The sequence below is a fragment of the uncultured Roseibium sp. genome, from assembly GCF_947494555.1.
Taxonomy (GTDB): Bacteria; Pseudomonadota; Alphaproteobacteria; order Rhizobiales; family Stappiaceae; genus Roseibium.
In genome coordinates, this window is sequence record NZ_CANLVF010000001.1 from 1,311,491 (window position 1) to 1,336,659 (window position 25,169).

24 protein-coding genes are annotated in these 25,169 nt (G+C 56.0%); 15 read left to right on the forward strand and 9 right to left on the reverse strand.

The window, feature by feature from the left end; all coding sequences use genetic code 11:
• Positions 1–33 precede the first annotated feature (33 nt).
• Positions 34–1,113, reverse strand: a complete 1,080-nt coding sequence (locus tag Q0915_RS05895) for an L-dopachrome tautomerase-related protein (protein WP_299480647.1) — start codon at positions 1,111–1,113, stop codon at positions 34–36.
• A gap of 93 nt (positions 1,114–1,206) precedes the next feature.
• On the opposite strand from Q0915_RS05895, the gene Q0915_RS05900 reads away from it, so the two are divergent.
• Genes Q0915_RS05900 through murI form a run of 3 tightly spaced genes read left to right on the forward strand, consistent with a single transcriptional unit; the run spans position 1,207 to position 3,803 of the window.
• On the forward strand, positions 1,207–2,088 hold the full coding sequence (locus Q0915_RS05900) for a LysR family transcriptional regulator (protein WP_299480650.1): 882 nt from the start codon (positions 1,207–1,209) through the stop codon (positions 2,086–2,088).
• Between the two features lie 53 nt (positions 2,089–2,141).
• The gene (locus Q0915_RS05905) at positions 2,142–2,987 is read left to right on the forward strand and encodes an RNA methyltransferase (protein ID WP_299480653.1); all 846 of its coding nucleotides are present in this window, start codon (positions 2,142–2,144) and stop codon (positions 2,985–2,987) included.
• Positions 2,988–2,996: 9 nt separating this feature from the next.
• Complete coding sequence (murI, locus tag Q0915_RS05910; RefSeq protein WP_299480656.1) at positions 2,997–3,803, forward strand: glutamate racemase; 807 nt, start codon at positions 2,997–2,999, stop codon at positions 3,801–3,803.
• Here murI and Q0915_RS05915 read toward each other — a convergent pair.
• Positions 3,800–5,596: an EAL domain-containing protein gene (locus Q0915_RS05915; protein WP_299480659.1), complete on the reverse strand. Its 1,797-nt coding sequence runs from the start codon at positions 5,594–5,596 to the stop codon at positions 3,800–3,802. The genes murI and Q0915_RS05915 overlap by 4 nt on opposite strands.
• A gap of 621 nt (positions 5,597–6,217) precedes the next feature.
• Here Q0915_RS05915 and rpsD point away from each other — a divergent pair.
• Complete coding sequence (gene rpsD / locus Q0915_RS05920) at positions 6,218–6,835, forward strand: 30S ribosomal protein S4 (protein ID WP_299480662.1); 618 nt, start codon at positions 6,218–6,220, stop codon at positions 6,833–6,835.
• 71 nt (positions 6,836–6,906) lie between these two features.
• Here rpsD and Q0915_RS05925 read toward each other — a convergent pair whose 3' ends face one another.
• Positions 6,907–7,536 (reverse strand): class I SAM-dependent methyltransferase, encoded by a 630-nt coding sequence (locus Q0915_RS05925; RefSeq protein ID WP_299480665.1) that lies wholly within the window; start codon positions 7,534–7,536, stop codon positions 6,907–6,909.
• Positions 7,505–8,968: an MFS transporter gene (locus Q0915_RS05930; protein ID WP_299480668.1), complete on the reverse strand. Its 1,464-nt coding sequence runs from the start codon at positions 8,966–8,968 to the stop codon at positions 7,505–7,507. Before Q0915_RS05930 ends, Q0915_RS05925 begins: the two co-directional genes overlap by 32 nt.
• Positions 8,969–9,104: 136 nt before the next feature.
• Here Q0915_RS05930 and Q0915_RS05935 point away from each other — a divergent pair, with 136 nt between their 5' ends.
• Positions 9,105–9,551 carry an Rrf2 family transcriptional regulator gene (locus Q0915_RS05935; RefSeq protein WP_299480671.1) on the forward strand — a complete coding sequence of 149 codons (447 nt, stop codon included), beginning with the start codon at positions 9,105–9,107 and terminating at the stop codon, positions 9,549–9,551.
• A 340-nt stretch (positions 9,552–9,891) separates the two neighbouring features.
• Here Q0915_RS05935 and Q0915_RS05940 read toward each other — a convergent pair whose 3' ends face one another.
• The 3 genes from Q0915_RS05940 to Q0915_RS05950 all read right to left on the reverse strand — a co-directional run bounded on the left by Q0915_RS05940 (position 9,892) and on the right by Q0915_RS05950 (position 11,871).
• Positions 9,892–10,110, reverse strand: a complete 219-nt coding sequence (locus Q0915_RS05940) for a hypothetical protein (protein WP_299480674.1) — start codon at positions 10,108–10,110, stop codon at positions 9,892–9,894.
• A gap of 400 nt (positions 10,111–10,510) precedes the next feature.
• Positions 10,511–11,032, reverse strand: coding sequence for an aggregation factor core (locus tag Q0915_RS05945; RefSeq protein WP_299480677.1), 522 nt, complete (start codon positions 11,030–11,032; stop codon positions 10,511–10,513).
• A 350-nt stretch (positions 11,033–11,382) separates the two neighbouring features.
• Positions 11,383–11,871, reverse strand: coding sequence for a LysM peptidoglycan-binding domain-containing protein (locus Q0915_RS05950; protein ID WP_299480680.1), 489 nt, complete (start codon positions 11,869–11,871; stop codon positions 11,383–11,385).
• 362 nt (positions 11,872–12,233) lie between these two features.
• Here Q0915_RS05950 and Q0915_RS05955 point away from each other — a divergent pair, with 362 nt between their 5' ends.
• The 3 genes from Q0915_RS05955 (at position 12,234) to ttcA (ending at position 15,540) form a co-directional block, all read left to right on the forward strand.
• Positions 12,234–12,506 (forward strand): hypothetical protein, encoded by a 273-nt coding sequence (locus Q0915_RS05955; protein ID WP_299480683.1) that lies wholly within the window; start codon positions 12,234–12,236, stop codon positions 12,504–12,506.
• A gap of 40 nt (positions 12,507–12,546) precedes the next feature.
• Positions 12,547–14,445 (forward strand): S8 family peptidase, encoded by a 1,899-nt coding sequence (locus Q0915_RS05960; protein WP_299480686.1) that lies wholly within the window; start codon positions 12,547–12,549, stop codon positions 14,443–14,445.
• A gap of 153 nt (positions 14,446–14,598) precedes the next feature.
• Positions 14,599–15,540, forward strand: a complete 942-nt coding sequence (ttcA, locus tag Q0915_RS05965) for a tRNA 2-thiocytidine(32) synthetase TtcA (RefSeq protein WP_299480689.1) — start codon at positions 14,599–14,601, stop codon at positions 15,538–15,540.
• 50 nt (positions 15,541–15,590) lie between these two features.
• Here the strand turns inward: ttcA and Q0915_RS05970 are convergent, their stop codons facing one another.
• Positions 15,591–16,475 (reverse strand): LysR substrate-binding domain-containing protein, encoded by an 885-nt coding sequence (locus Q0915_RS05970; protein ID WP_299480692.1) that lies wholly within the window; start codon positions 16,473–16,475, stop codon positions 15,591–15,593.
• A gap of 116 nt (positions 16,476–16,591) precedes the next feature.
• Here Q0915_RS05970 and Q0915_RS05975 point away from each other — a divergent pair, with 116 nt between their 5' ends.
• The 7 genes from Q0915_RS05975 (at position 16,592) to Q0915_RS06005 (ending at position 24,554) form a co-directional block, all read left to right on the forward strand.
• Complete coding sequence (locus Q0915_RS05975; RefSeq protein ID WP_299480695.1) at positions 16,592–17,584, forward strand: NAD(P)-dependent oxidoreductase; 993 nt, start codon at positions 16,592–16,594, stop codon at positions 17,582–17,584.
• Complete coding sequence (locus Q0915_RS05980; RefSeq protein WP_299480698.1) at positions 17,584–19,008, forward strand: aldehyde dehydrogenase family protein; 1,425 nt, start codon at positions 17,584–17,586, stop codon at positions 19,006–19,008. Before Q0915_RS05975 ends, Q0915_RS05980 begins: the two co-directional genes overlap by 1 nt.
• 420 nt (positions 19,009–19,428) lie before the next feature.
• Complete coding sequence (locus tag Q0915_RS05985) at positions 19,429–19,953, forward strand: PAS domain-containing protein (protein WP_299480701.1); 525 nt, start codon at positions 19,429–19,431, stop codon at positions 19,951–19,953.
• A 51-nt stretch (positions 19,954–20,004) separates the two neighbouring features.
• The gene (locus Q0915_RS05990) at positions 20,005–21,153 is read left to right on the forward strand and encodes a methyl-accepting chemotaxis protein (RefSeq protein ID WP_299480704.1); all 1,149 of its coding nucleotides are present in this window, start codon (positions 20,005–20,007) and stop codon (positions 21,151–21,153) included.
• 403 nt (positions 21,154–21,556) lie between these two features.
• Positions 21,557–22,042, forward strand: a complete 486-nt coding sequence (locus Q0915_RS05995) for a DUF427 domain-containing protein (RefSeq protein WP_299480707.1) — start codon at positions 21,557–21,559, stop codon at positions 22,040–22,042.
• Between the two features lie 208 nt (positions 22,043–22,250).
• Complete coding sequence (locus Q0915_RS06000; protein ID WP_299480709.1) at positions 22,251–22,892, forward strand: GDSL-type esterase/lipase family protein; 642 nt, start codon at positions 22,251–22,253, stop codon at positions 22,890–22,892.
• A gap of 84 nt (positions 22,893–22,976) precedes the next feature.
• Positions 22,977–24,554, forward strand: a complete 1,578-nt coding sequence (locus tag Q0915_RS06005) for a DUF427 domain-containing protein (RefSeq protein WP_299480712.1) — start codon at positions 22,977–22,979, stop codon at positions 24,552–24,554.
• 6 nt (positions 24,555–24,560) lie between these two features.
• On the opposite strand, the gene Q0915_RS06010 is transcribed toward Q0915_RS06005, so the two are convergent.
• Positions 24,561–24,842, reverse strand: coding sequence for an antitermination protein (locus Q0915_RS06010; protein ID WP_299480715.1), 282 nt, complete (start codon positions 24,840–24,842; stop codon positions 24,561–24,563).
• Positions 24,843–25,169: the final 327 nt, after the last annotated feature.

Consider the following 25,169-nt stretch of genomic DNA (forward strand, 5'->3'; position numbering starts at 1 on the left):
GCGTTCCTGTTTGGCTTGATTGGCCTGAAGGCGTCAGCGGCCACTCACTGCATCGCTCAGAGCGGGAAAACGGACGATCCGGTATGTCCCGAGCGAGGCGTCTTCCCCACCGTTCAAAACCGGCGAGCGATGGAGTTCGTTGATGGTTGCATAGACATAGCCGTCCGCGCCGATCGAGAAGCCGTCCGGCCAGGGCAGGTCTTCATCGGACTGAAACAGGATCTCATAGCTGCCATCCGGTTTCGTGACGCCGATGGCATTGTCCGTCATCGCGGTGATATAGACATTGCCGCCGGTATCAACCGTGGACCCATCGGAGATCGGCTTGTCTCCATAGCGCTCGACACGCTCGACAAGGTCCTCTTCGCTCAGCTCTTCATTGAGAAGGTCCGCGGTCTTCACCCGGTACATCGCACTTGCGGTCATCGGAGCGAAATAGACCCATGTGTTGGTCGGGTCTACGGTGATCGGGTTCACGCCGATCTTGGCGGGGTTGCCACCCAAAAGGATCTCGCGACCATCGATGACCATCGGTGTGTCTTCCGGCGTCGTGAATTTCGATCCTTCCAGGACCCGGCGTGCGCGGCCGGTTTCAAGATCGACGACGATCAGGGCGGAGTTCGCGCCGTCACCTGTGTCTGAAATGTAGATGGCTTCATGGTCCCGGTCGACGGCAAGATCGTTCAGGAAAGATGTGGGACGTGAGACCGGCGCGCCGATATAGTAGACACCGTGCAGCTGTTCGGTCCTGGTGTTCCAGGCAACAATTCGTCCGGTCTGGTTTTCGCCCTGACCGTCGAGCATCCACAAGATACCGTCCCGGTCCGCGCGCAGTCCAAGGACACCGTTCAGACCGTCACCGTCCTCCTGCGGTGCACGGGCCCAGTTTTCGGTCGGGTAGGGTTTGGTCGACCCGTCCTTCATCACCTCAACGACACGCAGTTCCGGACCGTAAAATTCGTGTACGGACATAAACATGCGGCCATCAGGGCCAATCGCAAGGTTGCCCGGCGGCATCGACTTGTCGAAGCTCAGATAGGTTTCGAGACCTTCCGCGGCTGCGGGAAAGATCAGGGCGGTGCTGATGCCAAGGGCGGCGAAAAAGCGTTTCATGGGCGTCCTCCAGATATTGATGTGGAGGGTTTAATTGTTCTAGAATTCGAAATGAATTCCCTCATTTTCGAAAGCAGCGTTAGAAAATTTCAAATGTACAGCATCCCCGACCTTCAGACCTTTGTTGCCGTTGCCAGATATGGCGGCATCACGTCGGCCGCCGGTCAGCTCGGGATATCGGCAGCGACCACGAGCCACCGGATAACCAAACTGGAACAGGCGCTCACGGTGACACTGTTTCATCGGAACAGCCGCACCTTCCGGCTAACAGATGAGGGGCAGCTGTTTCTGGAACGGGTCGATGTCATCCTCGAGGATCTGCAGCAGGCGGAATTCGATGTCGGCAGTGGAACGGCGAAACTTCGGGGCCATTTGCGCGTGACCATGTCGCCCTGGATCCTCTCGCGTTTCATCATGCCTGTCCTTGGAGAATTCCGCACCGAGAACCCGGATCTCACGATCGAGTTTCTCGCCGTCGACAGATTTGTCCCACTGGTTGAAGAGAGGCAGGATTGCGCCATTCGCGTCGGCCGGCTGGCCGACAGTTCACTTGTCGCCCAAAAGCTATGTGACAACGACCGGATCATCTGCGCGTCTCCCTCGCTGTTCGGGGCCTTCGGAGAACCGGATACGGTAGAGGATCTGCGAGACTTTCCCTGGGTCTGTCTGCCCTGGCAAACACGGTTCGACGTGAATGATGCAAAAGGGCGCAAGCGCCAGTATTCTGTCGCAAGAAGCATTGCCGTATCAAACTCGGACATGCTGACGGTTGGAGCCGTCGAGGGACTCGGACTCGTAATCAAGTCCCGAATGGCGGTCAGGGAGGAGCTGGAAGCAGGCACTTTGGCGGAAGTGCTGCCCGGCTGCCTGCACGCACCCGAAGCGCCGATCTGGTTCGTGTTTGCCGCCGAAAGTCGGACCGGTCGGAAAACAAAGGCCTTCCACGAAGTGGCAAAGAGCGCTTTTGGCCGGTAATTCCGGCGTGTTGCGCTTTTCATTTTTTCAATAAACCGGTACATCCCCGGCCCATGAGCAAGAATGCGAAAATCAGAGATGAAGCGCGGGCGGTTTCCGCAAAGCCGCCGGCGGTAATCCTGTGCGAGCCGCAACTGGGTGAGAACATCGGAACCGCAGCGCGGGCAATGGCAAATTTCGGCCTGGTGGACCTCAGGATCGTCAATCCACGGGATGGCTGGCCGAGCGAAAAGGCCCGAGCAGCCGCCAGCCGGGCGGATCATGTCATCGACAAGGTTCAGGTGTTCGACAGCGTCGAAGCCGCGATTGCCGATTTGCAATTTGTCTACGCAACGACAGCACGCTCGCGGGAGGTGCCCAAACCCGTGCGCGGACCGGACGAAGCCGCGCAAAAGGCGGTCGAATATGGTGAGAACGGACACGCGACCGGCTATCTGTTCGGCCGTGAGCGCTGGGGTCTCAACAATGAGGAAGTGGCGCTCGCCGATGAAATCGTGACGCTGCCGGTCGACCCGGATTTCGCGTCGCTCAACATAGCGCAGGCGGTGCTTGTGTGCGCCTATGAGTGGCGCAAGACCGCGACTTCCGGTGCTTTGCCCTTCGTTTTGTCGGAAGAGGAACACCCGACGGCGAAAAAGGAAGACGTTCTGCGTTTCTTCGAACATCTTGAGGGAGCGCTCGATTCCGTAACCTTCTTCAGGCCACCGGAACGACGACCGCATATGGTGCGCACATTGCGCAACATCTTCCAGAAAGCAGAACTCACGGAGCAGGAAGTTCGCGCCCTGCGCGGTGTTGTTGCCTCCCTCGAAAAGCGCTCAACGCGTCCGCGCAAGGATCGCGGCGAAGGCAACGAAGGCAACGAAGGCAACGAAGGCAACGAAGGCAACGAAGGCTAGGAGGGATCGGTGAGTTCGCAGCGCCCGGTGCTTATCTTCGATTCAGGTCTTGGAGGACTGACTGTTCTACGCGAAGCGCGGTATCTGCTGCCTTATGAAACCTTGGTTTATGTGGCCGACGATGCCGCATTTCCGATCGGGCGCTGGCCTGAGGCGGAATTGAAATCGCGGATCCTGACCCTGTTTGCAGATCTGGTTGCTGTTCATGACCCGAAAGCCGTCGTGATTGCCTGCAATACTGCCTTTACCCTTGCCGGCGAGGCACTCAGAAGAGCGCATCCGGGTGTGCCTTTCGTTGGAACCGTTCCGGCCATAAAACCGGCCGCAGAACAGACTTCGTCCGGGTTGATTTCTGTCCTGGCGACCCCTGGAACCGTGCGCAGAACCTACACAAGAAGCCTGATCGACAGTTTTGCCAGCCAGTGCCATGTTCGGCTTGTCGGGTCCGACACTCTCGCTGTCCTTGCCGAAAAGCACCTGCGCGGTTCAGAAGTGTCCGACGAGGAGCTCCTGAGCGAAATTGCGGATTGTTTTCTGGAGCAGGAGGCGCGGCGAACAGACATTGTGGTCCTTGCCTGTACCCATTATCCGTTTCTGGCCAACCGCTTTCGCAAGATCGCCCCATGGCCGGTCGATTGGCTCGATCCGGCAGAAGCAATTGCACGCCAGCTCGTGCGGGTCCTGGGCGACGACGCGGCGATTGCTCCTTCGCTTGTCCCCGATCGCGCACTCTTCACGTCCAATCCGCGCGAAGCGGGTCTTTCTCGGCTGTTGTCCGGTTTTGGTCTGGTGCTTGAAGATATCAAGATGCGTTAAGCTGCAAGGCTTTTGACGACGATACCGTCATCCGACCGTTTCGCCTCAAGTTTCAGCTCGCTGATTTCATGATTGAGCGTGTCGGGATGAAGGGTGACACCCTGCGCCAGGCTCAAGATGGAAATCGAGCACTGGAGCAGAGGAAACTGCCGCGTTGTGCCGAACCGATCCTGCGCTTCCATATAGCCGAGCTCGCGGTGCTCTGCTTCATAAAAGCTCTCGACGTCATCGCGGAAGGCACGCTTTAGCGCAAGCATGCGCGCTGCGACATCCGTCTGGTCCGCGTTTTGAAAACCGGCAAAAAAATCATCGCCGCCGATATGCCCGTGAAAGGTACCCGAACCGGAGATGTGGCGCTGCAGCAGTTCGCTGAAAAGGATGATTGCCCGGTCTCCCTGCCGGTAACCGTAGGTGTCGTTGAACGGCTTGAAGTTATCGAAATCGAGATAGCAAAGATGCCGGTCCTGTGCGCTTTTCTTGGCGACATCGGCAATATAGCGGGAGATGGCGCTGTTGCCGGGCAGACGGGTGAGTGGGTTCTGGTCCTGAGCTTCCTGTAGCCGCTTTTCGTGAATGATCTTCAACAGGGAAGTTGCGGACAAAAAACCGGCATAGCGAAAATTCTCCGTGATGATGATACCGTCGGAGTTGATCGACGAAGCAAAAGTCACCAGCAGCATGTCCGCGTTGGAATCGATGTCCGCAATCGGACAGGCCCGGACAAAGGAGCGCAGCGGTGTCTCAAGCGAGGGGCGCATGTCAGCCTCGTCCTGACCACCGGAATAGAGATAGGCCTTAAGGTTGCGTTCGTGGATCAGTCCGCGCGGTTCCATGTTGGCGTCGACAACCGGAATGACGCTTCCATTCTGATTGTGAACGACCATGTCCAGAAGATCGTTCATGGAAGCGTTGAACGAAATGGTTGGAAGCTGAACAAGCTCGTTTCTGATCCGGTCCTGCTCGCGCCGTCTTTGCGGTCCGGCGGCGGAATCGCGAATATGATCGTAGAACAGCTTTGCAGCGGCCGGCTTTCGAAAGGACGGGGCAATGTATTGTCCCTGGACAAGATCGCAGCCAACGTCGCGGCACACCTTGAACGCCCGTTCCGTTGCGACGCCTTGTGCGATCACCCTGGCGCCAAGGACGTGCGCGAGATTGGCAACTGTCGTCACGAAGAGTTTCCGGCGCGGGTCACTGTCCACGCCTTCCAGAAAAAAGTCGTCGATCTTGACATAGTCCGGCGAAAGGTCGTGAAGCAGACCGAGTTCGCAGGCGCCGCGGCCGAAATTATCCAAGGCAACGAGAAAGCCCATTTGCCTCAGATTGTTGATTGCCTGGTGTGTGGCATCCGGAACGGTCATGTGATGGCGTTCCGAAAACTCTATGCAGATCTGATTGTTCTGCAATCCGGCATCGCGGACCAGTGTGGCCATTTGCGTGTGCACGTCGCCATTTCGACTAAGCTCGTTGCCATCCGGTTTGAAAAAGAGCTTCGTACCCTGTGCAATCCGAAGTTTCCCGAAGCGATTGAGGGCTTTTTCGAATTGTTGAATTTCCGATCCGGTTAAGCCGTCGCAAGCTTGTGTGCTTCCTGTTGTGGCCATGGCGGAGCGCGGACCATGCTCGTTCAGCGATTGAGGCCGCGTTTCATAGCCATAGACGACGCCCGTTCCGATATCGACGATAGGTTGGAACGTGAAATCCAAAACATCGAAAACAGCATCTGTCGATTGCGGGAGTGCACCCGAAATCTGCACGTCTGTCTTCTGGTTTGAATTCCGATCCGATGTCATTTCTGGTCCTGCTGCCAAGTCCGGTTTCAGAGTTTTTGTTGCATGACGCTACAGGTAGGCTCATTCGCCAGTGATATTATTATCCATGGTTGTGGGCCGGATTGCATAGTGAAAAACCGCAATTAAAATTCCCTAAATGTATGCATTGTTTTTCTGAGGGGGCGGAAACTGACAGGCGAGCGTGCACAGAAATACCCGATTCTGCCTGAAATCGGCAGAATTATGCCATTTGTAAGTATTTTCACGAGGCCTTCGGTACCACGCCATACGGGTAAGTGTCCCTAAGTGACTTCATCTTTGGGTTGCCGGATGTGCTCCATTCCAATGCGAATCCCCCGCAAAGCGGCCAAACCAGTCGTTTCAGAGGGAAGGTTGCAAAAAAGGCTGGCGGGAGGCTTTGCCGCCGGCGCTGGGGTGCGGCGTTGACATTTCGCCGCTCAGGCTGTATCTCCCGCGCGGTCCGGCAGATAAATATCTTCCGGATTTACGCACCCGTGGGTGTTCAGCCGGCGCCGTCTAGCTGAGCCCCTGTCGATCCGACCGGTTTCCGCAGGATACCGGGATGATAAAGGAGGGCGCGTTTCCTTTTAGAACAACAACGCGAATTCAAAGGAAACCGCGATGTCAAAGCGCCACAGCGTTAAATACAAACTCGACCGCCGGATGGGCGAAAACATCTGGGGTCGTCCGAAGAGCCCGGCAAACAAGCGTGAATACGGCCCAGGCCAGCACGGTCAGCGTCGTAAGGGCAAACTGTCCGACTTCGGTGTTCAGCTCCGCGCCAAGCAGAAGCTGAAAGGCTATTACGGCAACATTTCCGAAAAGCAGTTCCGCAAGGTCTATGCGGAAGCATCGCGTCTGAAAGGCGATACTTCTGAAAACCTGATCGGTCTGCTGGAGCGCCGTCTCGACGCGATCATCTACCGCGCCAAGTTCGTTCCGACCGTTTTTGCGGCCCGTCAGTTCATCAACCACGGCCACATCAAGGTCAACGGCAAGCGCGTCAACATCCCGAGCTACCAGCTGCGTCCGGGCGATGTCGTTGAAGTTCGCGAAAAATCCAAGCAGCTCGCGCTGGTTCTGGAAGCTAACCAGTCTGCAGAGCGTGACGTGCCGGATTACGTCGATGCCGACCACTCCAAAATGACCGCGACATACAACCGTATCCCCGGTTTCGCCGATGTGCCGTACCCGGTGCAGATGGAACCGAACCTGGTTGTTGAGTTCTATTCGCGCTGATCAGCGCCGAATACGGTTCAAGGAAAGCCCGCCTTTTGGCGGGCTTTTTTGTCTCTGAGGATGCACCCCTGTCAACACCGTTCGAGGCAGACAATGGTATCTGTGATCGCGCCTTGCTGGCCGTCTGGACCGCTCGCAACGCGCTCCTCGTTTCCGACAAAGACTTCCCGCCAATGCGTCGGGATCAGACCCAGGTCCTGAAAACGCTTTTGCGGCGGGGGGAAGGACGTGTTGGCCTTGTCCCAGGACCAGGATGGCCGGGATCCATGGGTTACTGCCAAAAACAGTCCGCCCTTTTTCAGGCTTGAGGCCGCCTGTCTCAGGACCGTTTCGCGCGCGAACTCAAATGGGGTTTGCAGGAACATTGCCGAAACTAGATCGAACTCTCCTTCAGGAAACGAATGTGTGAGGTCGTGCTGCTGGAAATTGATCTTGCCGAAAACTCCATGCGCCTGTGCATTGGCCCCGGCATAGGAAAGGGCGGTCGACGAGATATCGACGGCAACAACCATCCAGCCCATGTTGGCCAGCCACACGGCATCGTCTCCCTTTGCGCAGCCGAGTTCCAGAGCGTGACCGGGCAGGCGATCTGAAGCAAATCTTGCCAATGCGGCTGATGGCTGCCCTTTGGTGCGCGGAGATGCGTTTGCATAAACCTCTTCCCAAAATTCAACGGGTGACTGGTTTTCTTTCGGCTTCATGACGTGACCTTTTGTTTTCGTAAACATTCCAAATGCCTGTGATTACAAGCAGCAAATAGATCCCGACCGGGAAGAGCAGAGCCGTTTGGGCAGCGCGCACGTAGTCGGTGCGACTTTCCGACGGGTCGAGTGTTGCGAAGAAGATCTGCCCGACAATGCCGATACCGACTGCAATGCCAACCTGCTGCGCTGCCTGCAAAACGCCTGACTCAGCGCCGGCATCGGCCGGAGAAACGCGGATCAGCACGGCCTGGAACATGGCGGCAATGGCCGTGCCCATGCCCAAGCCAACCCCGAGCATGGGAAGGAACAGATCAGCAGAGGTCATATCCGCTGAATTTTGGCCAAGAATGCTCCTGACCCAGACCATGCCGGCAAGAAGGAGGCCGCCGCCGAAGACAGTGCGTATTTCCAGCCACCGATTGCCCAGCCGACCTGTCAGCGTGGATGCGATCATGACGCCAACCGGGTGTGGTGCGGTTGCCAGACCTGCCTGTAGCGGTGTCATGCCGAAGCCGGACTGCAGCACGATCGCCAGCATGAAGTGGATCCCGGCAATTCCCGAGAAAAACGCGGTCACTACGGCAAGGCCTCGCATAAATGCACTGTCCGTGATCAGTTTGGCGGGAAGGATTTGTGGCAAGCCTTGCCGCGCTTGTTGCATCTGCGTTTGAACGAAAAACAGCGCGAAAGCAGCAGCAAGGCCGAACAGTCCAAAGCACCACCAGGGCCAACCAAGATGTCTTCCCTCGGTCAGCGGGTAGATGAGGCAGACGATTGCAGCAGCAAACAGCAGCGCGCCTGCCCAATCGGGTCTTGTGCGTGCTGACACCTCGATCCTCGGTAGGAAACGCATCGCGACGAACAACGACAGCACACAGAGCGGCACATTCATCAGAAAAATCGGCCGCCACCCGAGGCCGGCAATGTTGGCTGTGATCAGAAGACCACCGAGCAACGGGCCCGCGACAGCGCCGAGTGCATTGACGGTTCCAAAAAGCCCGATGACCTTCCCTTTCTCTTTGGCAGAGAAGATCACATGCACGATCGCCAGGACCTGAGGGATCATCATGGATGCTGCGAGACCCTGGACGGCACGGGCCGCAATCAGGGTTTGGATGTCCGGGGCGAAACCGCAGACCACCGAACTTCCCAGAAATCCGGCGACACCTGCACAAAAGACGCGCTTCCGGCCGAAGGCGTCGCCGAACCTTCCAAAGGGCAGCAGACCCGCAGCGAAGGTCAGTACGTAGACAACAAGAACCCATTCCAGCTGGGTTGTCGTGGCGGTCAGTTCTGTTCGGATCGCGGGCAGGGCGAGATTCACGATGGTTACATCGAGAATGTTCATGAAAGCGGCCAGAAACAGAGCCGCGACAGCCAGCGGTCGATGTCGTGTGCCGATGGCCGGGTCTGCAGCGACAAGTGACATGCGAATACTCCGGTCGGGAAAGATAGGAACGAATTATGTAACTTAATAAGTTTCATGATTGAACGTGTCAATATCTTGTAACTTTGTTTATTACAAAACGCCGTGTCATCTATGATCCGCAAAAACGGAGAGTGATTTGCCGACAGACAGCCGCCTGCCACGAGTGCTTCATGTCCTGCTGCATCTGGACCAGATCGACGGCCCGGTCACGTCTCAGCAGATCGGCCAGATGCTGGCGACGAATCCCGCACTTGTGCGCAGGGTCATGGCCGGGCTTCGGGATGCTGGATTTGTCGCTTCGACAAAGGGGCATGGCGGAGGCTGGTATTTGCTCAAACCGCTGACCGAGATTTCGCTGGCGGATGTTTATACTGCCTTGGGCGCCCCGCAGCTGTTCGCGGTGGGGCCATCATCGGACAATCTAACATGTCTTCTTGAGAAGGCGGCCAACGAGGCGACAGCCCATGCGCTGGAAGCGGCACGGTCGGTTTTTCAGGCAGAATTGGCAAAAATGACGGTCGCCGACCTTGTTGCGCCGCATGCAGAAACGATCAAGGCCTTTCAGCAAAGTCGACCAACCTAAGCCATTGTTTAGAAAAGAAATTTGAGATGGAAGTGAATATTAGCCTGGTATATTGCTGAGCTGATTGGGTAGCAATGACAATCAGAGCGGCGCGTTTGCGGAGTGCCCGACCTGCAGACCGCAGATCGATATCATGAACATTTGTGAATATGCGGAAGATCCGGATCACAATGTTTGCAGCCGCGAGAACGAAACCCTTCTGCTTGGCGTTGGGATCGCGCTTTAGGGCGATAGCACGGGAGATGTGCGCTGGGTTTATGTAGGGGCCTTATGCAGAAAATGTGGACTTGCGGGCGTCTACACCAGCCACTCCAAACGCGTAGATCCGGGGAAGCAGGCCTTACCTGGAGAAGTTCTGGAAGATGGCCGATTGTTGAAACGAGTTCCCGCGAACTGAGCCTGCAATGGCAACGGAGTGCAATTGGTAAGCCTTGACGGGGGTTGAGTCTTTCTGGGTGTCGCGCGACCAGTCGGTCCAGACAGTCACAGTAGCCGGTTGAACCTTGCTCAGCTTGTCGCTGGCGTGTGTTGCACCTGTGCTGGAATTCAGATTGCTCATGGCGATCTCTCCAATGTGACTTTGCCGTCTATGCGTGGACAGTATGCCAATCGCGTTTGACAGACTGTGATCTTGAACACTTTTCCGGGCACTTTAGTTTTAGGGCGTTAAGAAACCGCCTCTGCAAATGGTCAAGAACCTGACATTTTCGACAAGAGAGTCTTAACTTTCAAAGCCCCGCAGACTGCGCTCCTGCAGAATGGTCATTCAGAAAGGTCTGTTTCTTACGGCTTCGTCGAGAGGTTTGCCGATGAAGGTCTTTCCGAACGGCTCAGCTTGGATGTGCGGCTACGGGCGCCGAGGACATGCAGGGTGGGCCAGCGGGTGAGGTCAAGCACTGCTTCTGCCAAGCAAAGGCAGAAACAGCCCGGCCGCAAAAGAGCAGCCGGGCATCATGTTCTCAGCAGGACCCTGTCTCGATCAGTGCCCTGGCGTTGGACGAGATGAGCGCCGATGATGTCCTGCCATCGGCTTTGTGAACCAGGGCTGTTCCTTCAATTTCAGAACCGGAAACCGTTATCTCGCGCTGGCCCGCAGTGTCATCGACATCGATTGTGAAGGCAATCGTGTCACCTGGCTGCAGTTCGCGAATGCTGAGTGTGATGGTCTTGTCACCATCCGCAACCGGTGTCACGGCGGTAAGCGATGCCGATCCTGCAACGATTTCAAGTGGCTGGTAAACTTCGACGCCCGCACCCTTGCCGGTGGTATCGAATATGAGGCCGGACGCCGAACCTGAGATGTCCAGCGTCAACTCAGAAGACCCTATTGTGCAACTTCCGACGTTCTCGAAACTGAATCTGTCTTTGGGAGCGCCCTCGTCAAAGCGCACGGCAATGTCTGCGAAGGCAACACTTGCTGTCAGGGTTCCGATACACAGGCTTGCGCATAGGGTGGCAAATCGGGTGTTTTGTCGTTTCATGTGATGACGCATCCTTCTCATCGGGTTCGGTTCGACACTTTGATCTTGCCGGTTTGAAACGTCCGGCCTTCAATTTTGACTGCCGATGGTGCAGAAGCTCGGATCGGCGTCTCGCAATGAGATACGAGTGGACATGCCCCGCGGTTCGAGAAATCGCGAAAAGATCTGTAAAATTATCAAAAACGGTTGTTTTTCATATGCTTGAGCAGTGACGATTTTAAAGAAGCGCCAATGATTGCTTGATATTGCGCCGCTGACACGGCTTTTCCATCGACCACCTGCGTTATGCGGGCGGACGTTCGCGGGAATCTTTGTGAATTGCTGCGCCCTGCAACGGCAGCCGTAAGCGCTCAGATATCGTTGCGCGGTATGCGAAGCAGCTGGCCCGGGAAGATCAGGTTCGGATCGCTCAGAATATGCCGGTTGGCTTCAAAAATCGGCTGAAAGTTCGAATTGCCGTATTGCTGCTGCGCGATCTGGCTCAGCGTATCACCCGATTGAACGGTGTATGGCTGCCAGCCGCCATATCCCGGCAGGATCTTCGGGCCGAAAAGCACCGGGATGACAACCGAAGGCCCGTTTTCGTTGCCCGTATCGTCGGCGAGGGTCAGGAACAGCCGGTTAAGCTGAAAGCTGTTGTTGTCAGGAATTGCAATCGATGCCTGAAACTGCCGGAGCCCGAGTGAACCGACATTGGTGAAGGACGTGTATTCATCGTGACCTTCCGAAACGCGAATGCTCAAGGTGCCTTCGAACGCGGTCGCGTTGCCTGCAATCAAAATAGTCGAGCCGACAAGATCAAAAGGTTGCGGCTGCTGAATATCGAGAGTAACCGTCATTTTCAAATCCTCCCACTTTGCACCACCGGCTTTTCAATCCGAACGACCCGGCAGGCATGGCAAAGACTACAACGCTATCGCGGGAGATTCATAGATACAACTTATGATGCAATCTGAAGTATGCGTCCTTTAATAGTGTCATTTCTTTTGAATTTTTGAAGTCGTAATCGCAGCGGTGTTAATTAGTTGGTTTGGTTTTTTCCAATTGTACGTTGTTTATTAACCCGTATTTTGTTTTGCCGCTACGGCATCTTCTGGTTGTTTCCTAAGTTGAATCTTTGAGTGTCGTGACATGTTGTTGTCATGCATAAAATTTGATCATAGACTTATTTTGTTATTTGTTTGTTTTGAAGGTTGCTTCATTGGCTGAGATTGCTGTTCTTATGGCTGATTTCCTGCTGTTCGACTTGCAAAAGGGTGAGCCGGCGGGTGAACAGGCGAGAGAGCTGGCAACACAAAGCAAAACCTATAACGCGCATTCGAATTTCAGTCTTGCAACGCCCAACTCTGATACGGGCAACAGTTATTTTGTATCGTTTTTTGTGGACGAACGGGCCGGTGAATTTGCCGAAAAAATAAGGGAAATCGACGGAGTTTTATCCGTCATTGTGAAGCCTGAATTGGGGCTTCCTTAATACTGCCGGTCAGTCCGTCCTCCAGACAGGAGGAAGTCCAATGGCCAGGAAGACCAGAAAAGTTACTGCAGCGCCGTCACGTCAGCCGGAACTCATTGCTGTCGCCAAACCCGATGTGGGTTTGCGCATGACCGGCGCTTCGCTTCGTTCCCTGGGTGGGACGAAAACGACAAAGGCGGAGAAAGCGCTGAAAAAACACAATTGCGTGGCCTCGCCACTGTTTGGGCCTTCTGAGGAGCGGGTGGAGGCTGCTGTTGCCGCTCAAGCGCCTCACGCCATGGCGCCACTTGAAAACCTCTCAGGCTTTTACAAACTGACTGCACCGGACGCGGACCTTGAAGACCTGCAGAAAGAACTGCTCGACAACGATCTGTTCGAAGGTGTCTACATAAAGCCGCCAGTGGAATTGCCCGAAGAAGCGAAGGGTGTTGAAGCTGCGATGAATGAAATGGTGGCGCTTGCGAACGTTCCGCCACCAGCAACGCCGAACTTTGTAGCGCGACAGATTTATCTGGACCCGGCACCTGCCGGCGTCGATGCGCGCTGGGCCTGGAATCAGGCTGGAGGGCGAGGGACCGGAATTCACATCACCGACATCGAAGGGGCGTGGCGGTTCAGCCATGAAGATCTGACCGAGCGGCAAGGCGGCGTTGTCGGAGGTGTCGAATTCAACGATGTCAGCTGGCGCAATCACGGCACCGCAGTTCTCGGTGAATATGGCGGCGATGTTAATCCCTTTGGCGTCACCGGAATTTCTCCGGACGCGATCTGCACGGCGGTTTCGCACCGGACACTCGGCTCCGCGGGCGCAATCAATCATGCCGCAGCCAGGTTGAGTGCTGGGGATATTCTGCTTCTGGAAATGCACCGTCCCGGCCCCAGGCACAACTTTCGCTTAAGGCCGGATCAACGTGGGTACATTGCCGTTGAATGGTGGCCCGACGATTTTGCCGCCATACTTAACGCTTCCAGGCGCGGCATAATCGTCGTGGAGGCGGCCGGAAACGGAGCAGAGGATCTTGATGATGCTCTCTACGAAACACCCGGATTTGGCTTCCCTGCTGGCTGGACCAACCCGTTCAGACGGGTAAACCGGGATTCGGGCGCAATCGTCGTCGGGGCAGGCGCGCCACCTCCTGGGACGCATGGACGGACCCATGGACCTGACAGGTCCCGGCTGGGCTTTTCGAATTACGGAGCCTTGGTCGACGCGCAGGGGTGGGGCCGAGAGGTCACAACATGCGGCTACGGCGATTTGCAGGGTGGTGGAGACGAAGACCTCTGGTACACCGATACGTTCTCAGGAACGTCCAGTGCTTCACCGATAGTAACGGGAGCCCTGGCCAGCGTTCAGGGAATGGCACGTGCGCGCAACAGGCCTGTTTTCACGCCGGACGAACTGCGCAACGCACTCAGGACCACCGGTTCGCCACAACAGGATGCGCCTGGACGCCCGGCCACGCAGCGTATCGGCAACCGCCCCGATATCCCCGCACTTGCGGGCGTGCTCTTCGGTGTGGGTGGCAACCGGCGCTCGACAGCCTTCCGACGCGAGGTTGAACGTTGGCGGCCGCTGGAAGTTCGCGCGTTCATCGACATCAGCCCGCAGTTGGTTTCCGCTCATTCAACACTTGCCTTGCAGCAGGCGCTCGTATCCGCCCAGCCTGTTCAGGCGAATGCGGACGGTATCCTGTCGAAGATGGCCATCATGTTCCGCGTGTCCGCGCTTGCAGGGCAGGCGATTGAGATCGCGGGACCGGTGGGTGGCTCGCGCTACCGTTGGTGGGGCAGCATCGCGGCTGACGGCCTCGGCCGGCTTTACGTCGATGAAGGCTATTCCTCCACCGGCAGTGACAATTTCGACCTCATTGCCGAGATCCGGGGTGTTGATACGCGATTTGCTTTCGATGTAACCGCGCAGCAATACCGGCCGGTTTGAGGAGCCTGTGTGCGGTGTCGACCGCACGGTTAAAGGTCGTGAAACGGCATTTTGCCTGCAAGAACGAAGGGACCTGCCGTCTGGCAGGTCTTTTCATTTCGCTATGGTTCCGTTACACGCTTCAGCAGAAAATTCTCGAACCCGAGCGCTCGAATGAACGACATTGCCAACAGCACCGACACCGACGTTCCGGCACTTCTTCGGGGCGCGCCATCCAGCGTGGAGTTCAAGAAACTGCGGAAGCGTCTGCTGCGCCAGGCACGAGAGGCGATCGGCGATTTCGGCATGCTGCCGGCGGATGTCTCGAACGAGAAGAGACCGAAATGGCTGGTCTGCCTATCCGGTGGCAAGGACAGCTACACGCTCTTGGCGGTGCTGATCGAATTGAAATGGCGGGGTTTGCTGCCAGTCGACCTGATCGCCTGCAATCTCGACCAGGCGCAGCCCGGATTCCCAACCGACACTTTGCCGAAGTTCTTTGAGGAAAACGGGATCGAGCACCTAATCGTGCGCGAGGACACCTATTCCATTGTAACCGACAAGATCCCGGAGCACCGGACCTATTGTTCGCTGTGTTCGCGGCTGCGGCGCGGAATTCTCTACCGGATCGCCCGCGAGCAGGGGTGCGAAGCCATCGTGCTCGGTCACCACCGGGACGACATTCTGGAAACCTTCTTCATGAACCTGTTTCACGGCGGACGTTTGGCGTCCATGCCGCCGAAGCTGATCAATGACGAAGGCGATCTGCTTGTGTTGCGTCCGCTTGCCTATGCGGCTGAAAGCGATATTGCGCGTTTTTCAAACGGTATGCGGTTTCCGATCATTCCCTGCAACCTTTGCGGCTCGCAGGACGGACTGCAGCGCGAGGAAGTCAAACGCATGCTTCAGGGCTGGGAGAAAGAAACGCCGGGCCGGCTTGGCGTTATGGCCAGGGCGCTCGCACACACCCGGCCGTCTCATCTTCTCGACCGTTCGCTCTACGATTTCGCCAATCTTCGGCCCTCAGAAAGCCAGGCAGAAACTCCAGGCGGGGAAGCGGAAGAGCCCTGCGGCGCAAGTCTCGCCATGACGGCGAAACTGTTTGCGGCAGAATGAGCTGAGAATTCAAGCAAACGTCGGTCTTACGACGGGTCGGCGCGATCGCTTTAGCCGTCTCCGGCAAACAACTGTCGCAGCCATGCCTCGACAACGCGAGCGACCGGTTTTTGAGGCCCGGCATTTTCTCTGTGCAGCAGGTAGTGGCTCTGGCTCGACGGTATTTTCGTTTCAAACGGAATTACGAGACGTCCCGTTGCTGCAAGCCTGAGGGCGATGCGTTCGAGGACGAGGGCGACGCCCCCTTGCGCAGCTGCGAGTTCAACGGCGGCCAGTGACGTGTCGACTGTGACACCGGCAGACCTGGATGGCGGGTCAAGCCCGAGCTCCTCAAAGTATCGCTCCCAATGGTCATCAAATCCAAGCGTATGTATCCGTTTTTTTTCAATAAGATCTGATGGTTTCTTCAATTTCTTTGTGAATTCTGGATGGCACACGGGCACGACGAATTCCGTTCCGAGTGCCTCAGAGCGCATATTAGGCCAGTATCCGGTTCCAAGACGGATTTCGAGGTCAATTCCGGTCTCCAAAACAGTGTCGGCCCAGATGGCGGAGAGCAGGCGGATGTCGAGACCGGGATGATCCAGCTGCAACCCGGGGAGAGCGGGCGCGATGATCAGAACGCTTTCAGAGATCGGTGCGCGGATCGTGACCGAGCCTGGCGTTCTATTCCCGAAGAGACCCTCCGTTGAACCGGCCAGATCCTGCAACGCTTTGCGGACAGCTGGTAAATAGGCTTTCCCGCTGGCGGTGAGATCCACCTTGCGTGTTGTTCGCTCCATCAACTGGTGACCAAGCTGGCTTTCCAGCGAGCTGATGTGATTGCTGACGGCTGCCTGTGTCAGGCCAAGCTCCTGTCCGGCAGCGGTAAAGCTTCCGAGACGACTGGCAGCCTCGAAGCTTCGGATCCAGATCAGGTTAGGGAGCGTCTGCATGGCTTTAATTGATAAAAAAAACAAAGGAATGTCCATAGATTATATCGTTTCTCTTCTTTTTCCCAGCGGCGCAGACTGACCCACTTGATCAATTGTGCTTCGGGGAGGAGCTTGGAATGCATATCGGCTTTATCGGGCTCGGGAATGTTGGCGGGAAACTGGCCGGAAGCATCCTGCGGAACGGACACGATCTGAGTGTTCTGGATCTCGACCGGAATCTCATGCAAAACTTCATTTCGCAGGGAGCTCATCGTGGCGAAAACCCGGGCCGGCTGGCTTCAAGCTGCGACATTGTCATTACCTGCCTTCCAAGCCCAGCGGCGTGTTCGGCAGTCGTTGAAGGCCCCGAGGGTATCCTGGAAGGCATAGGTCCGGGCACGATCTGGGCGGAAATGTCCACCACCGACGCAAGCGAAACGCGGCGTCTGGCAGATCAGGTCATTGCCCGTGGTGCGGAAGCGATTGAATGTCCAGTATCGGGCGGATGTCACCGGGCTGCGACAGGCAACATCTCCATATTTGCCGGATGCACCCGCGAAACCTTTGAAAAGGCGTTGCCATTGCTCACGGTGCTCGGGCGGCGCGTTCTCCATACCGGCGATATTGGGTCGGCATCGATCCTCAAGGTGGTCACCAACTATCTCGCCACGGCAAATCTCGTGTCGCTTGCAGAAGCCCTGGTTACGTGCAAGGCCGCAGGCATCGATCTCAATACCTCTTATGAGGCAATCCGCATTTCGTCAGGCAATTCCTTCGTCCACGAAACGGAAAGCCAGGTGATCTTGAACGGGTCGCGGGATATCTCGTTCACGATGGATCTTGTTGCCAAGGACATCGGTTTGTTTCAGGCGATCGCAGACGCGCATAATGTGCCGCTCGAAGTGTCACCGCTTCTGAACAGCCTCTTTGCGGATGCGATTGAACGGTTTGGGCCAAGAGAGCTCTCCCCGAACATCATTCGCCGCCTTGAGGAAGCGACTGGCCTGAATATACAAGCGCCGGGATTCCCTCCGGAAATGCTTGACGACGAGCCTGAAGAAGCCGGATATGAGGTTGTGCCGAGTCGAGGCGCACAGTTTGGGCAGAGCATTCGGAAAGCAGTGGGTTGATGATTGAAAAGCGGCAGTTCTATATCGGTGGCGCATGGGTAGACCCGGTTGCCACACGGGATCTGGCAGTGATTGATCCTGCGACGGAAAATGCTGTTGCGGTGATATCGATTGGAAGCGCTGCTGATGTTGATCTGGCCGTTGAGGCTGCAAAAAATGCCTTCGTTTCCTGGTCGGAAGTGAGCGTCGATGACCGCGCCGGATTGCTGAAACGCATCATCGACATATACGAGCGCCGCTCCGACGACATGGACGAGGCGATCCGTCTCGAGATGGGAGCGCCTGCCGACTTTGCGCGGACACAACAAACGCCATCCGGCGTCGGGCACCTTCAGGCAACGCTCGAGGCGCTGAAGGCGCACGAATTTGAACGTCCAAGCCCACGTGGTGGGAGTTTGCTGCGCCATGAACCAATCGGCGTTTGCGGTCTGATCACGCCCTGGAACTGGCCGATCAACCAGATCACCGCCAAGGTTGCGCCGGCCCTGGCGGCGGGGTGCACCATGGTCTTGAAGCCGAGCGAGATCGCCCCGCTTTCCGGTTTGCTGTTTGCGGAGATCCTGCACGAGGCCGGATGTCCTGCGGGTGTATTCAATCTGGTCAACGGCGATGGTCCGGGTGTCGGAGCGGCCATGTCCGCACATCCGGATATCGACATGATGTCGTTCACCGGATCCACCCGTGCCGGGGTCGCTGTCTCGCAAAGCGCTGCGCCGACTGTGAAGCGTGTCGCGTTGGAGCTTGGTGGCAAATCCGCGAATCTGCTCTTTGCCGATGCCGATCTCGAGACAGCTGTGCGGTTTTCGCTTGAAAGCTGTTTTTCCAATACCGGCCAGTCCTGCGATGCCCCGACGCGGTTGCTCGTTGAAAACAGTGTCTACGAGCAAGTCGTTGCACTGGCGGAGAAGATTGCGCCCGACACAAAGGTCGGCAACCCGCAGGACGCAGGGGATCACATCGGGCCGGTGATCTCCGAACTGCAGTTTGAGCGCATCCAGGGTCATATCGAAAGGGGCGTTGCCGATGGTGCGCAGGTCGTAGCCGGCGGTCCGGGCAAGCCGGAAGGATTTGAAACGGGTTATTTCGTCAAACCAACCGTTTTTGCAGATGTCACGAACCAGATGTCCATTGCGCGGAATGAGATTTTCGGGCCGGTGCTCGTCATGATCCCGTTCGAAACCGAGGACGAAGCCGTTTCCATGGCCAATGACACGCCTTATGGCCTCGCGGCTTACATCCAGACAGGCGATCCGGAACGCGCTAAACGCGTTTCCAGAAAACTGCGCGCGGGCAGCGTTTACATCAACGGGGCAAGTCCTGACTGGGATGTGCCATTCGGCGGCTACAAACAATCCGGTAACGGCCGTGAATATGGCGAATTCGGTCTGGAGGATTTCCTGGAACTCAAGGCAATTACAGGGTGATTGCGCCACAGGGTTGAGCAAGCAAGCCCGGCTACTTTTAGGAAGTGAGACCTGACTTTTTCGGCGCATTGATACGTAAGCACCAACCGCGTATGTAGTAATACGTATACAAGCATTCGTTGCTTGCTAGACAGTTTTTATATCAAAAGTAGTTTTGTTTGACATGTCGCGCAAAAACATGTCCCGATTGATAACTTTCTCTAACGGATTAATATCTCAGAAATATTTCTGCGTCTAATAACGAAGTCAAGATTTCCGAAGGGGAATAAGTGTATTGAGGGAAATTTGCGATACAATTATTGATTGTATTCCATTTTTTAATCAATCATTTCGAATTTTATTCTCGTTTCGCAGCTTCTATTCTTTGATTTGCTGAGAGCCTTCGGTGTCTGGACTGTTTATTTCGTTGTGGGGGCAAATATGTCTAGAGATGTACTTGTAACAGGTGTTGAGCAATTCTTTGGCGAAGACGAGCTTATTGTCAGTAAAACAGACCTCAAGGGGCGTATCACTTACTGCAACGACGTCTTTTTGAGAATTGCGGGCTACACCGAAAAGGAATGTGTCGGCCATCCGCACAGCATCATTCGTCATCCCGAAATGCCGCGTTGTATTTTTGATCTGCTCTGGGAATTCATCCAGGGTGGGCGTGAAATTTTTGCTTACGTCAAAAACCGGTGCAAGAACGGCGACCATTATTGGGTTCAGGCGCATGTAACTCCAAGCCGGGACCGGTCCGGATCGATACTTGGCTATCATTCCAACCGGCGTGTACCTGATCGCGACATTCTGGAAAACGCTATTTTTCCGCTCTATGACGACCTGCTCAAGGAAGAACAGCGTCATGGAAATCGAAAGGAAGGCCTGCAAGCCTCCAAGCAGCTGATCGATGATTTCCTCAGCAAAAATGGCATTGCCTATGACGAGTTCATAGCCCGCCTTTGATCCACACCGGTCCGTATCCCTTTCAATTATTCCATACCCGTTGAGGACATCATGCTTGGAAACAACAAATCGGCTGTCACGAAAGCCCTTGAGATTGTCGAACGTTTTGCAGAAGGTGATTTTGAAGCCCGTGTGCTGAATATCACCGAAACCGGAGACGCCGGACGGCTCCTTCATGCGATCAACCGGATGATCGACCGTACCGACGCCTATGTGCGCGAAACAAAGGCTTCACTCGATTACGTGTCTCAAAACAAGTATTTCCGGCGCATTTCCGTCCGCGGGATGACGGGCTCCTTCGGTGAGGCGAGCGAATCTATCAATCATGCGATGGAAGCGATGGAAGGCCGTGTGACCTCGTTCCGGGCCGTGGTTGGTGATTTCGAAGCACAGATGACAAGTGTCGTTGAATCCGTCAGCGCAGCCGCCGAACAGATGCAGGTCAATGCCAAGTCGATGAACCAGACGTCAACGTCCATGAGCGATCAGGCATCAGTGGTGGCCGGCCATGCCGAGGAAGCGTCTTCCAACGTCGGTTCGGTAGCCGCGGCAACGGAAGAGATGACCCAGTCCGTGAACGAGATCAATCAACAGGTCAGCCAGTCCGCCAGGATCGCCAGTGAAGCAGTGGATGAAGTCGAGCAGGCGAACAGGGGGATTACCGGGTTGTCCGACGCCTCGGAAAAAATCGGCCAGGTTGTCTCGCTGATCACTGACATTGCCAATCAGACCAACCTGCTGGCGCTGAATGCGACGATCGAAGCGGCTCGTGCCGGCGAGATGGGCAAGGGCTTTGCCGTCGTTGCAGCAGAAGTCAAGGAACTTGCCAGCCAGACAGCAAAGGCGACCGAAGAGATCGGTCTGCAGATCAAGGAAATCCAGTCCTCGAGCGGCCAGGCGGTCGACTTTATCCGTTCGATTGGCGGAACAATTTCCAAGGTGAACGAAATTGCGGCGGCGATTTCGGCAGCTGTCGAGGAGCAGGGAGCTGCCACATCAGAGATCGCCCGAAACATCAATCAAGCGTCCAGCGGGGCGATGGAAGTCAGTTCAAACATTGGTTCCATCAGTGCAATGGCAAACGAGACGCTTGACGGGACGGCTCAGGTGCTGGGTGCCGCAGACGAGTTGCAACAAAAAGGAAACGTTCTGCGCAACGAGGTGGGCGCATTCCTGGAGCAGGTGCGTCAGGTCGTGTGACAACCCGGGGCTCGGCCAAGTCTGCGCTGAAGGCACAGGTATGCGGCGCAATGCCGCCATCCAATCTCGCCGGATTTACGTAGGCGGTTCATGGGGAACGCAGGACGGTCTTTGTGAATATGCCAGACCCCAAACCAATCGTAATGCTGGGGCTTGGCCCGCCGCGGGCTGAGCCACGTTACTGCCGGGTGAAGACCGCTAACCTAGCCGAATGCCAACGAAACCTTCGGCATCTTGGCCCGTTTGCGTTTTCGATCTTGACCACCCGGCAAATGCTCATGCCGGTGAACGACTGCGCACGCGAAGCGCGGAACAAGCCATGTTTCAAGGCACTTCGTAGCCTTTCAATGACCGTAACCTTTGCATTCATTGCCGCTGCCGCTTATGTCCTGACGAGGTTCAAATGACGTTCGAGTTTCCCGAGCTTGAAATCGAAAACGTCCAGGACTATCCCCGGCCTCCGATCGTGGAAGCTGTTCCGCAAAGGATAAGAATAGAGCTTTCGCAGCTCACGATCGTTGACACAGTCAATGCGGTGCGCGTTCTCGAAACACATCACCCGCCGACCTACTACATTCCGCTTGCAGACGTTGAATGTGACATTATTCCCGTGCCCGGGACCAGTTTTTGCGAATGGAAAGGGGTGGCGCGGTATTTCGACCTGAGGGCCGGATCAGTCTCTGCGTCACGCGCTGCCTGGTGTTACGAAAAACCGGTGTCTTCTTTCTCCAGTATCAGAGACTGTTTCGCATTTTACGCGACCAAAATGGATTCGTGTTTTGTTGGCGAAACACGCGTTGATCCCCAAGCCGGCACGTTTTACGGCGGCTGGATTACCCCAAACCTTCGCGGGATGCCAAAAGGCGCTCCGGGTACGGAATTCTGGTGATCTCGGCGGTCACACAAGAGAGCCAGGAGCGCTTGAGCCCCGCCATTTGAAAGACGTTTTCTGAGACAAGGATATCGGTGTTTGGACAGAATCGTTGGATCAGACGCCGTCAAAGCAAAAATAACCTGCATGGTCTGTTCCGCAACAAGGCACTGGACCTGTCGCGAAAATAGCGCGACGGTATCGCAAATTGTTCGGGAGGAACTGCATGCGGGACCTGCGTATCTGCTTCGTCGGTGACAGTTATATTAACGGGACCGGCGACGAGCGCTGCCTTGGCTGGATCGGGCGTTTATGCGAGAGGCGTTTCGCTTGGGACTATCGGTTGTCGTTTTATGACCTTGGAATACGCGGAGAAACCACACCGGAAATCAGGACGCGTTGGAAACAGGAAAGCGATGCCCGTTTCCTGGAAGGAGCCGATAACCGGGTCGTTCTCCAGTTCGGTATGAACGACATTGCCGAAGTTACCGGCAAGGGGCGGCAGGTGGAGGAAGATGTTTCCGTTTCCGAGGCCGAAGCGCTTGTGAGTGAAGTCTCTGCGTTATATCCGACCTTGTGGGTCGGGTTGCCTCCGGCAAATGAAGTCTGTTCACCCATGCAGCCGAGTGAGGGACTGGAGGTTTCGTTTACGCAAAAAAGGGCCCAGGAACTCAACGAGCGCTTCAAGGCCGTTGCAGAGCAACTTTCGGTGCCCTATTTCGATCTGCAAACACCGCTGCTTGCCAATCGCGATTACATGAGCAGCCTCTCCCGGGGTGACAAGATGCATTGTGATGGCACCGGATATGCCATGATCGCCAATCTGGTCGACAACTGGGACGCGTGGGACGCCTGGTTTTCAGACTAGCAATGGCTGGAATCGGCGGTAAATTCGGATTTCACAAAAGCCTCAAGTCTGGACAGAGTCTTTGCTCTCACCTATCTCTTCGCCATGACCATTCGTGTGCAACAGACATCAAATGACTACGGAATACTTGTAGAGCCGTTGTCAGGAGAGGTGACTGCCTGGCGGAACGGGAAATTGCTCGCGCGTTCGACCAGGGCACGGGTGATGTATGAAACCCGCTTGCCACCGGTCGTCTATTTTCCTTCCGAAGATATTCTTGCCAACCTGCTTCCCGCGCCGGATCACAAGACCTTTTGTCCCTTCAAGGGCACGGCTTCCTACAGGCATGTTCAAGCGGACGGGGAGGTGATCGACTATGGCGCGTGGCACTATCCCAACGCGCTGCCGGAGGGCCAGGCCGTCGACGGATGCTATGCGTTCATGCCGAGCGTTGCGACCCGGATCGAGCACCAGGGTGCCGAAATCGCGGAAATGCCGACCGGCAATATCTCCGGTCCGGTCGTTGACTGGCTGCTGCGGGAAGCCTGGCTGGCGAAGACGCCGCAGGATTTGCTTGCAGCAATGGGAAAAAAACTCGTTGAAGACGGCGTCGCGGTCAGCCGGATGAGCATCCTCATCTGGTCGCTTCATCCGATGATTGCGGGCCATAACTGCATCTGGGTCCGTGACAGTGACGAGGTGACGAGCCGCTATCCTTCCTATGAAATACTGGACAGTCCGGTTTTCAAGGAGAGCCCCTTTCAGCATGTTGCCGAGGGGCTCGGCGGCGTACGCCAGAAACTCGATACCAATCCGAACGAATTCAACTTTCCGATCATGGAGGACCTGAAGGAGCAGGGGGTTACCGACTATGTGGCGATGCCGCTGCCGTTTTCCGATGGACGGATCAACGTTCTGACTCTGGCGTCGGATCATCCAACCGGCTTCACGACGGCCAATCTCGGTTTGATTTTCGAATGTTCTGCTCTTATCAGCAGATTGTTCGAAGTTTTCGCGCTGACATCCAACGCGACGTCGCTTCTTGAGACCTATCTCGGAAAACGTACCGGCGCGCGGGTGCTGGGGGGAGAAATCCGGCGCGGCGACGGAGACATTATCGACGCGGCGATCCTGTTCTGCGACCTGCGCCACTCCACGCGTCTTGAAGCCGAACTCGGACGCGATGACTATGTTGCCGTCTTGAACAGGTTTTTCGAAACTGCAACAGATATCGTCAACGCGCATGAAGGCGAGGTGCTGAAGTTTATCGGCGATGCCGTTCTTGCGATTTTTCCGGCAGGATCGGGGCATGATCATGCCTGCCGGCAGGCGGTTGAGAGCGCGAAAGAAATCGTACGAACGCTGGCAATACCCGACGAAAACCTGAATGATCTGACGCTCTCCTGCGCCATAGGTATCGCCTATGGCGATGTGACCTATGGCAACGTTGGATCAAAAGAGCGGCTTGATTTCACCGTGATCGGCAGCGCGGCGAACATCGCCGCCCGGCTCGGGGAGTATGGCAAAGCCCATGGAAAAGAAATTGTCGCCTCGGGCGATGTCGCAGATCAAGAAAGGTATGCCGTGGAAGGCCTGGGCAGCCTGACCCTGCACAACGTGTCGGAATCTGTCGAGGCATTCGCGATTACCGCCAGAAACACCGATAGCGCCGAAACGGTTTGAACGCGTTCAGCGCACCGTGTTTTCACCCAGGAAGCCGCCCATAGGCTGATTGCGCACAAGGATGACGAGGCCGGATTTGCTTGGCTCGGATCCGTTTTCCGCGACGCCGCCGTAATTGGCGCAAAGATCTTCGGCACTTTTGCTTTGCGCTGGTGTGAACATCGTAATGGCCTGACAGTCGACCCGCCGCAATTCGCTATCAGATGATGGACTTCCCGATACGGCGAATCCAAGGCCCGCCAAAGCCAGTGCAAAAGTGGAGGTGGTTGCAACAGCAAACTTGTTCATTGTCCCCGGTCCCATTTCCCGGCCCGTCATTGTGTTGGGCCCCGTGATATGGTCGGAGAATGGCGGAACGCACCTGTACTTACTCTGACATCCGCATTCACCTAGCATTCATATTAGGTGATTCGTCTGGTTTTTCCGAGCGCTTGCCCAAATTCGGCCTGATTTGATTCGAGTTAACGTTGGATAAAGCGCAATCCAGGGTGGTTTCATGCCATCGGAAGGTTTCTTTCAATGTCAGCCACGCAATCGGCGCGCCTCAGTACTTTTCTCGAAGGCGTCGGGCGGACGTGCGGTCAATCGTCAGGGCCAGCGCAGGTGACAACACGA

Excerpts from the sequence above, each read along its gene's own strand:
- Q0915_RS05895 (WP_299480647.1), bottom strand. The coding sequence starts at position 1,113 with ATGAAACGCTTTTTCGCCGCCCTTGGCATCAGCACCGCCCTGATCTTT.
- Q0915_RS05900 (WP_299480650.1), top strand. The coding sequence starts at position 1,207 with ATGTACAGCATCCCCGACCTTCAGACCTTTGTTGCCGTTGCCAGATAT.
- Q0915_RS05905 (WP_299480653.1), top strand. The coding sequence starts at position 2,142 with ATGAGCAAGAATGCGAAAATCAGAGATGAAGCGCGGGCGGTTTCCGCA.
- Q0915_RS05915 (WP_299480659.1), bottom strand. The coding sequence starts at position 5,596 with ATGACATCGGATCGGAATTCAAACCAGAAGACAGACGTGCAGATTTCG.
- rpsD (WP_299480662.1), top strand. The coding sequence starts at position 6,218 with ATGTCAAAGCGCCACAGCGTTAAATACAAACTCGACCGCCGGATGGGC.
- Q0915_RS05925 (WP_299480665.1), bottom strand. The coding sequence starts at position 7,536 with ATGAAGCCGAAAGAAAACCAGTCACCCGTTGAATTTTGGGAAGAGGTT.
- Q0915_RS05930 (WP_299480668.1), bottom strand. The coding sequence starts at position 8,968 with ATGTCACTTGTCGCTGCAGACCCGGCCATCGGCACACGACATCGACCG.
- Q0915_RS05940 (WP_299480674.1), bottom strand. The coding sequence starts at position 10,110 with ATGAGCAATCTGAATTCCAGCACAGGTGCAACACACGCCAGCGACAAG.
- Q0915_RS05945 (WP_299480677.1), bottom strand. The coding sequence starts at position 11,032 with ATGAAACGACAAAACACCCGATTTGCCACCCTATGCGCAAGCCTGTGT.
- Q0915_RS05950 (WP_299480680.1), bottom strand. The coding sequence starts at position 11,871 with ATGACGGTTACTCTCGATATTCAGCAGCCGCAACCTTTTGATCTTGTC.
- Q0915_RS05960 (WP_299480686.1), top strand. The coding sequence starts at position 12,547 with ATGGCCAGGAAGACCAGAAAAGTTACTGCAGCGCCGTCACGTCAGCCG.
- ttcA (WP_299480689.1), top strand. The coding sequence starts at position 14,599 with ATGAACGACATTGCCAACAGCACCGACACCGACGTTCCGGCACTTCTT.
- Q0915_RS05970 (WP_299480692.1), bottom strand. The coding sequence starts at position 16,475 with ATGCAGACGCTCCCTAACCTGATCTGGATCCGAAGCTTCGAGGCTGCC.
- Q0915_RS05975 (WP_299480695.1), top strand. The coding sequence starts at position 16,592 with ATGCATATCGGCTTTATCGGGCTCGGGAATGTTGGCGGGAAACTGGCC.
- Q0915_RS05980 (WP_299480698.1), top strand. The coding sequence starts at position 17,584 with ATGATTGAAAAGCGGCAGTTCTATATCGGTGGCGCATGGGTAGACCCG.
- Q0915_RS05985 (WP_299480701.1), top strand. The coding sequence starts at position 19,429 with ATGTCTAGAGATGTACTTGTAACAGGTGTTGAGCAATTCTTTGGCGAA.
- Q0915_RS05990 (WP_299480704.1), top strand. The coding sequence starts at position 20,005 with ATGCTTGGAAACAACAAATCGGCTGTCACGAAAGCCCTTGAGATTGTC.
- Q0915_RS05995 (WP_299480707.1), top strand. The coding sequence starts at position 21,557 with ATGACGTTCGAGTTTCCCGAGCTTGAAATCGAAAACGTCCAGGACTAT.
- Q0915_RS06000 (WP_299480709.1), top strand. The coding sequence starts at position 22,251 with ATGCGGGACCTGCGTATCTGCTTCGTCGGTGACAGTTATATTAACGGG.
- Q0915_RS06005 (WP_299480712.1), top strand. The coding sequence starts at position 22,977 with ATGACCATTCGTGTGCAACAGACATCAAATGACTACGGAATACTTGTA.
- Q0915_RS06010 (WP_299480715.1), bottom strand. The coding sequence starts at position 24,842 with ATGAACAAGTTTGCTGTTGCAACCACCTCCACTTTTGCACTGGCTTTG.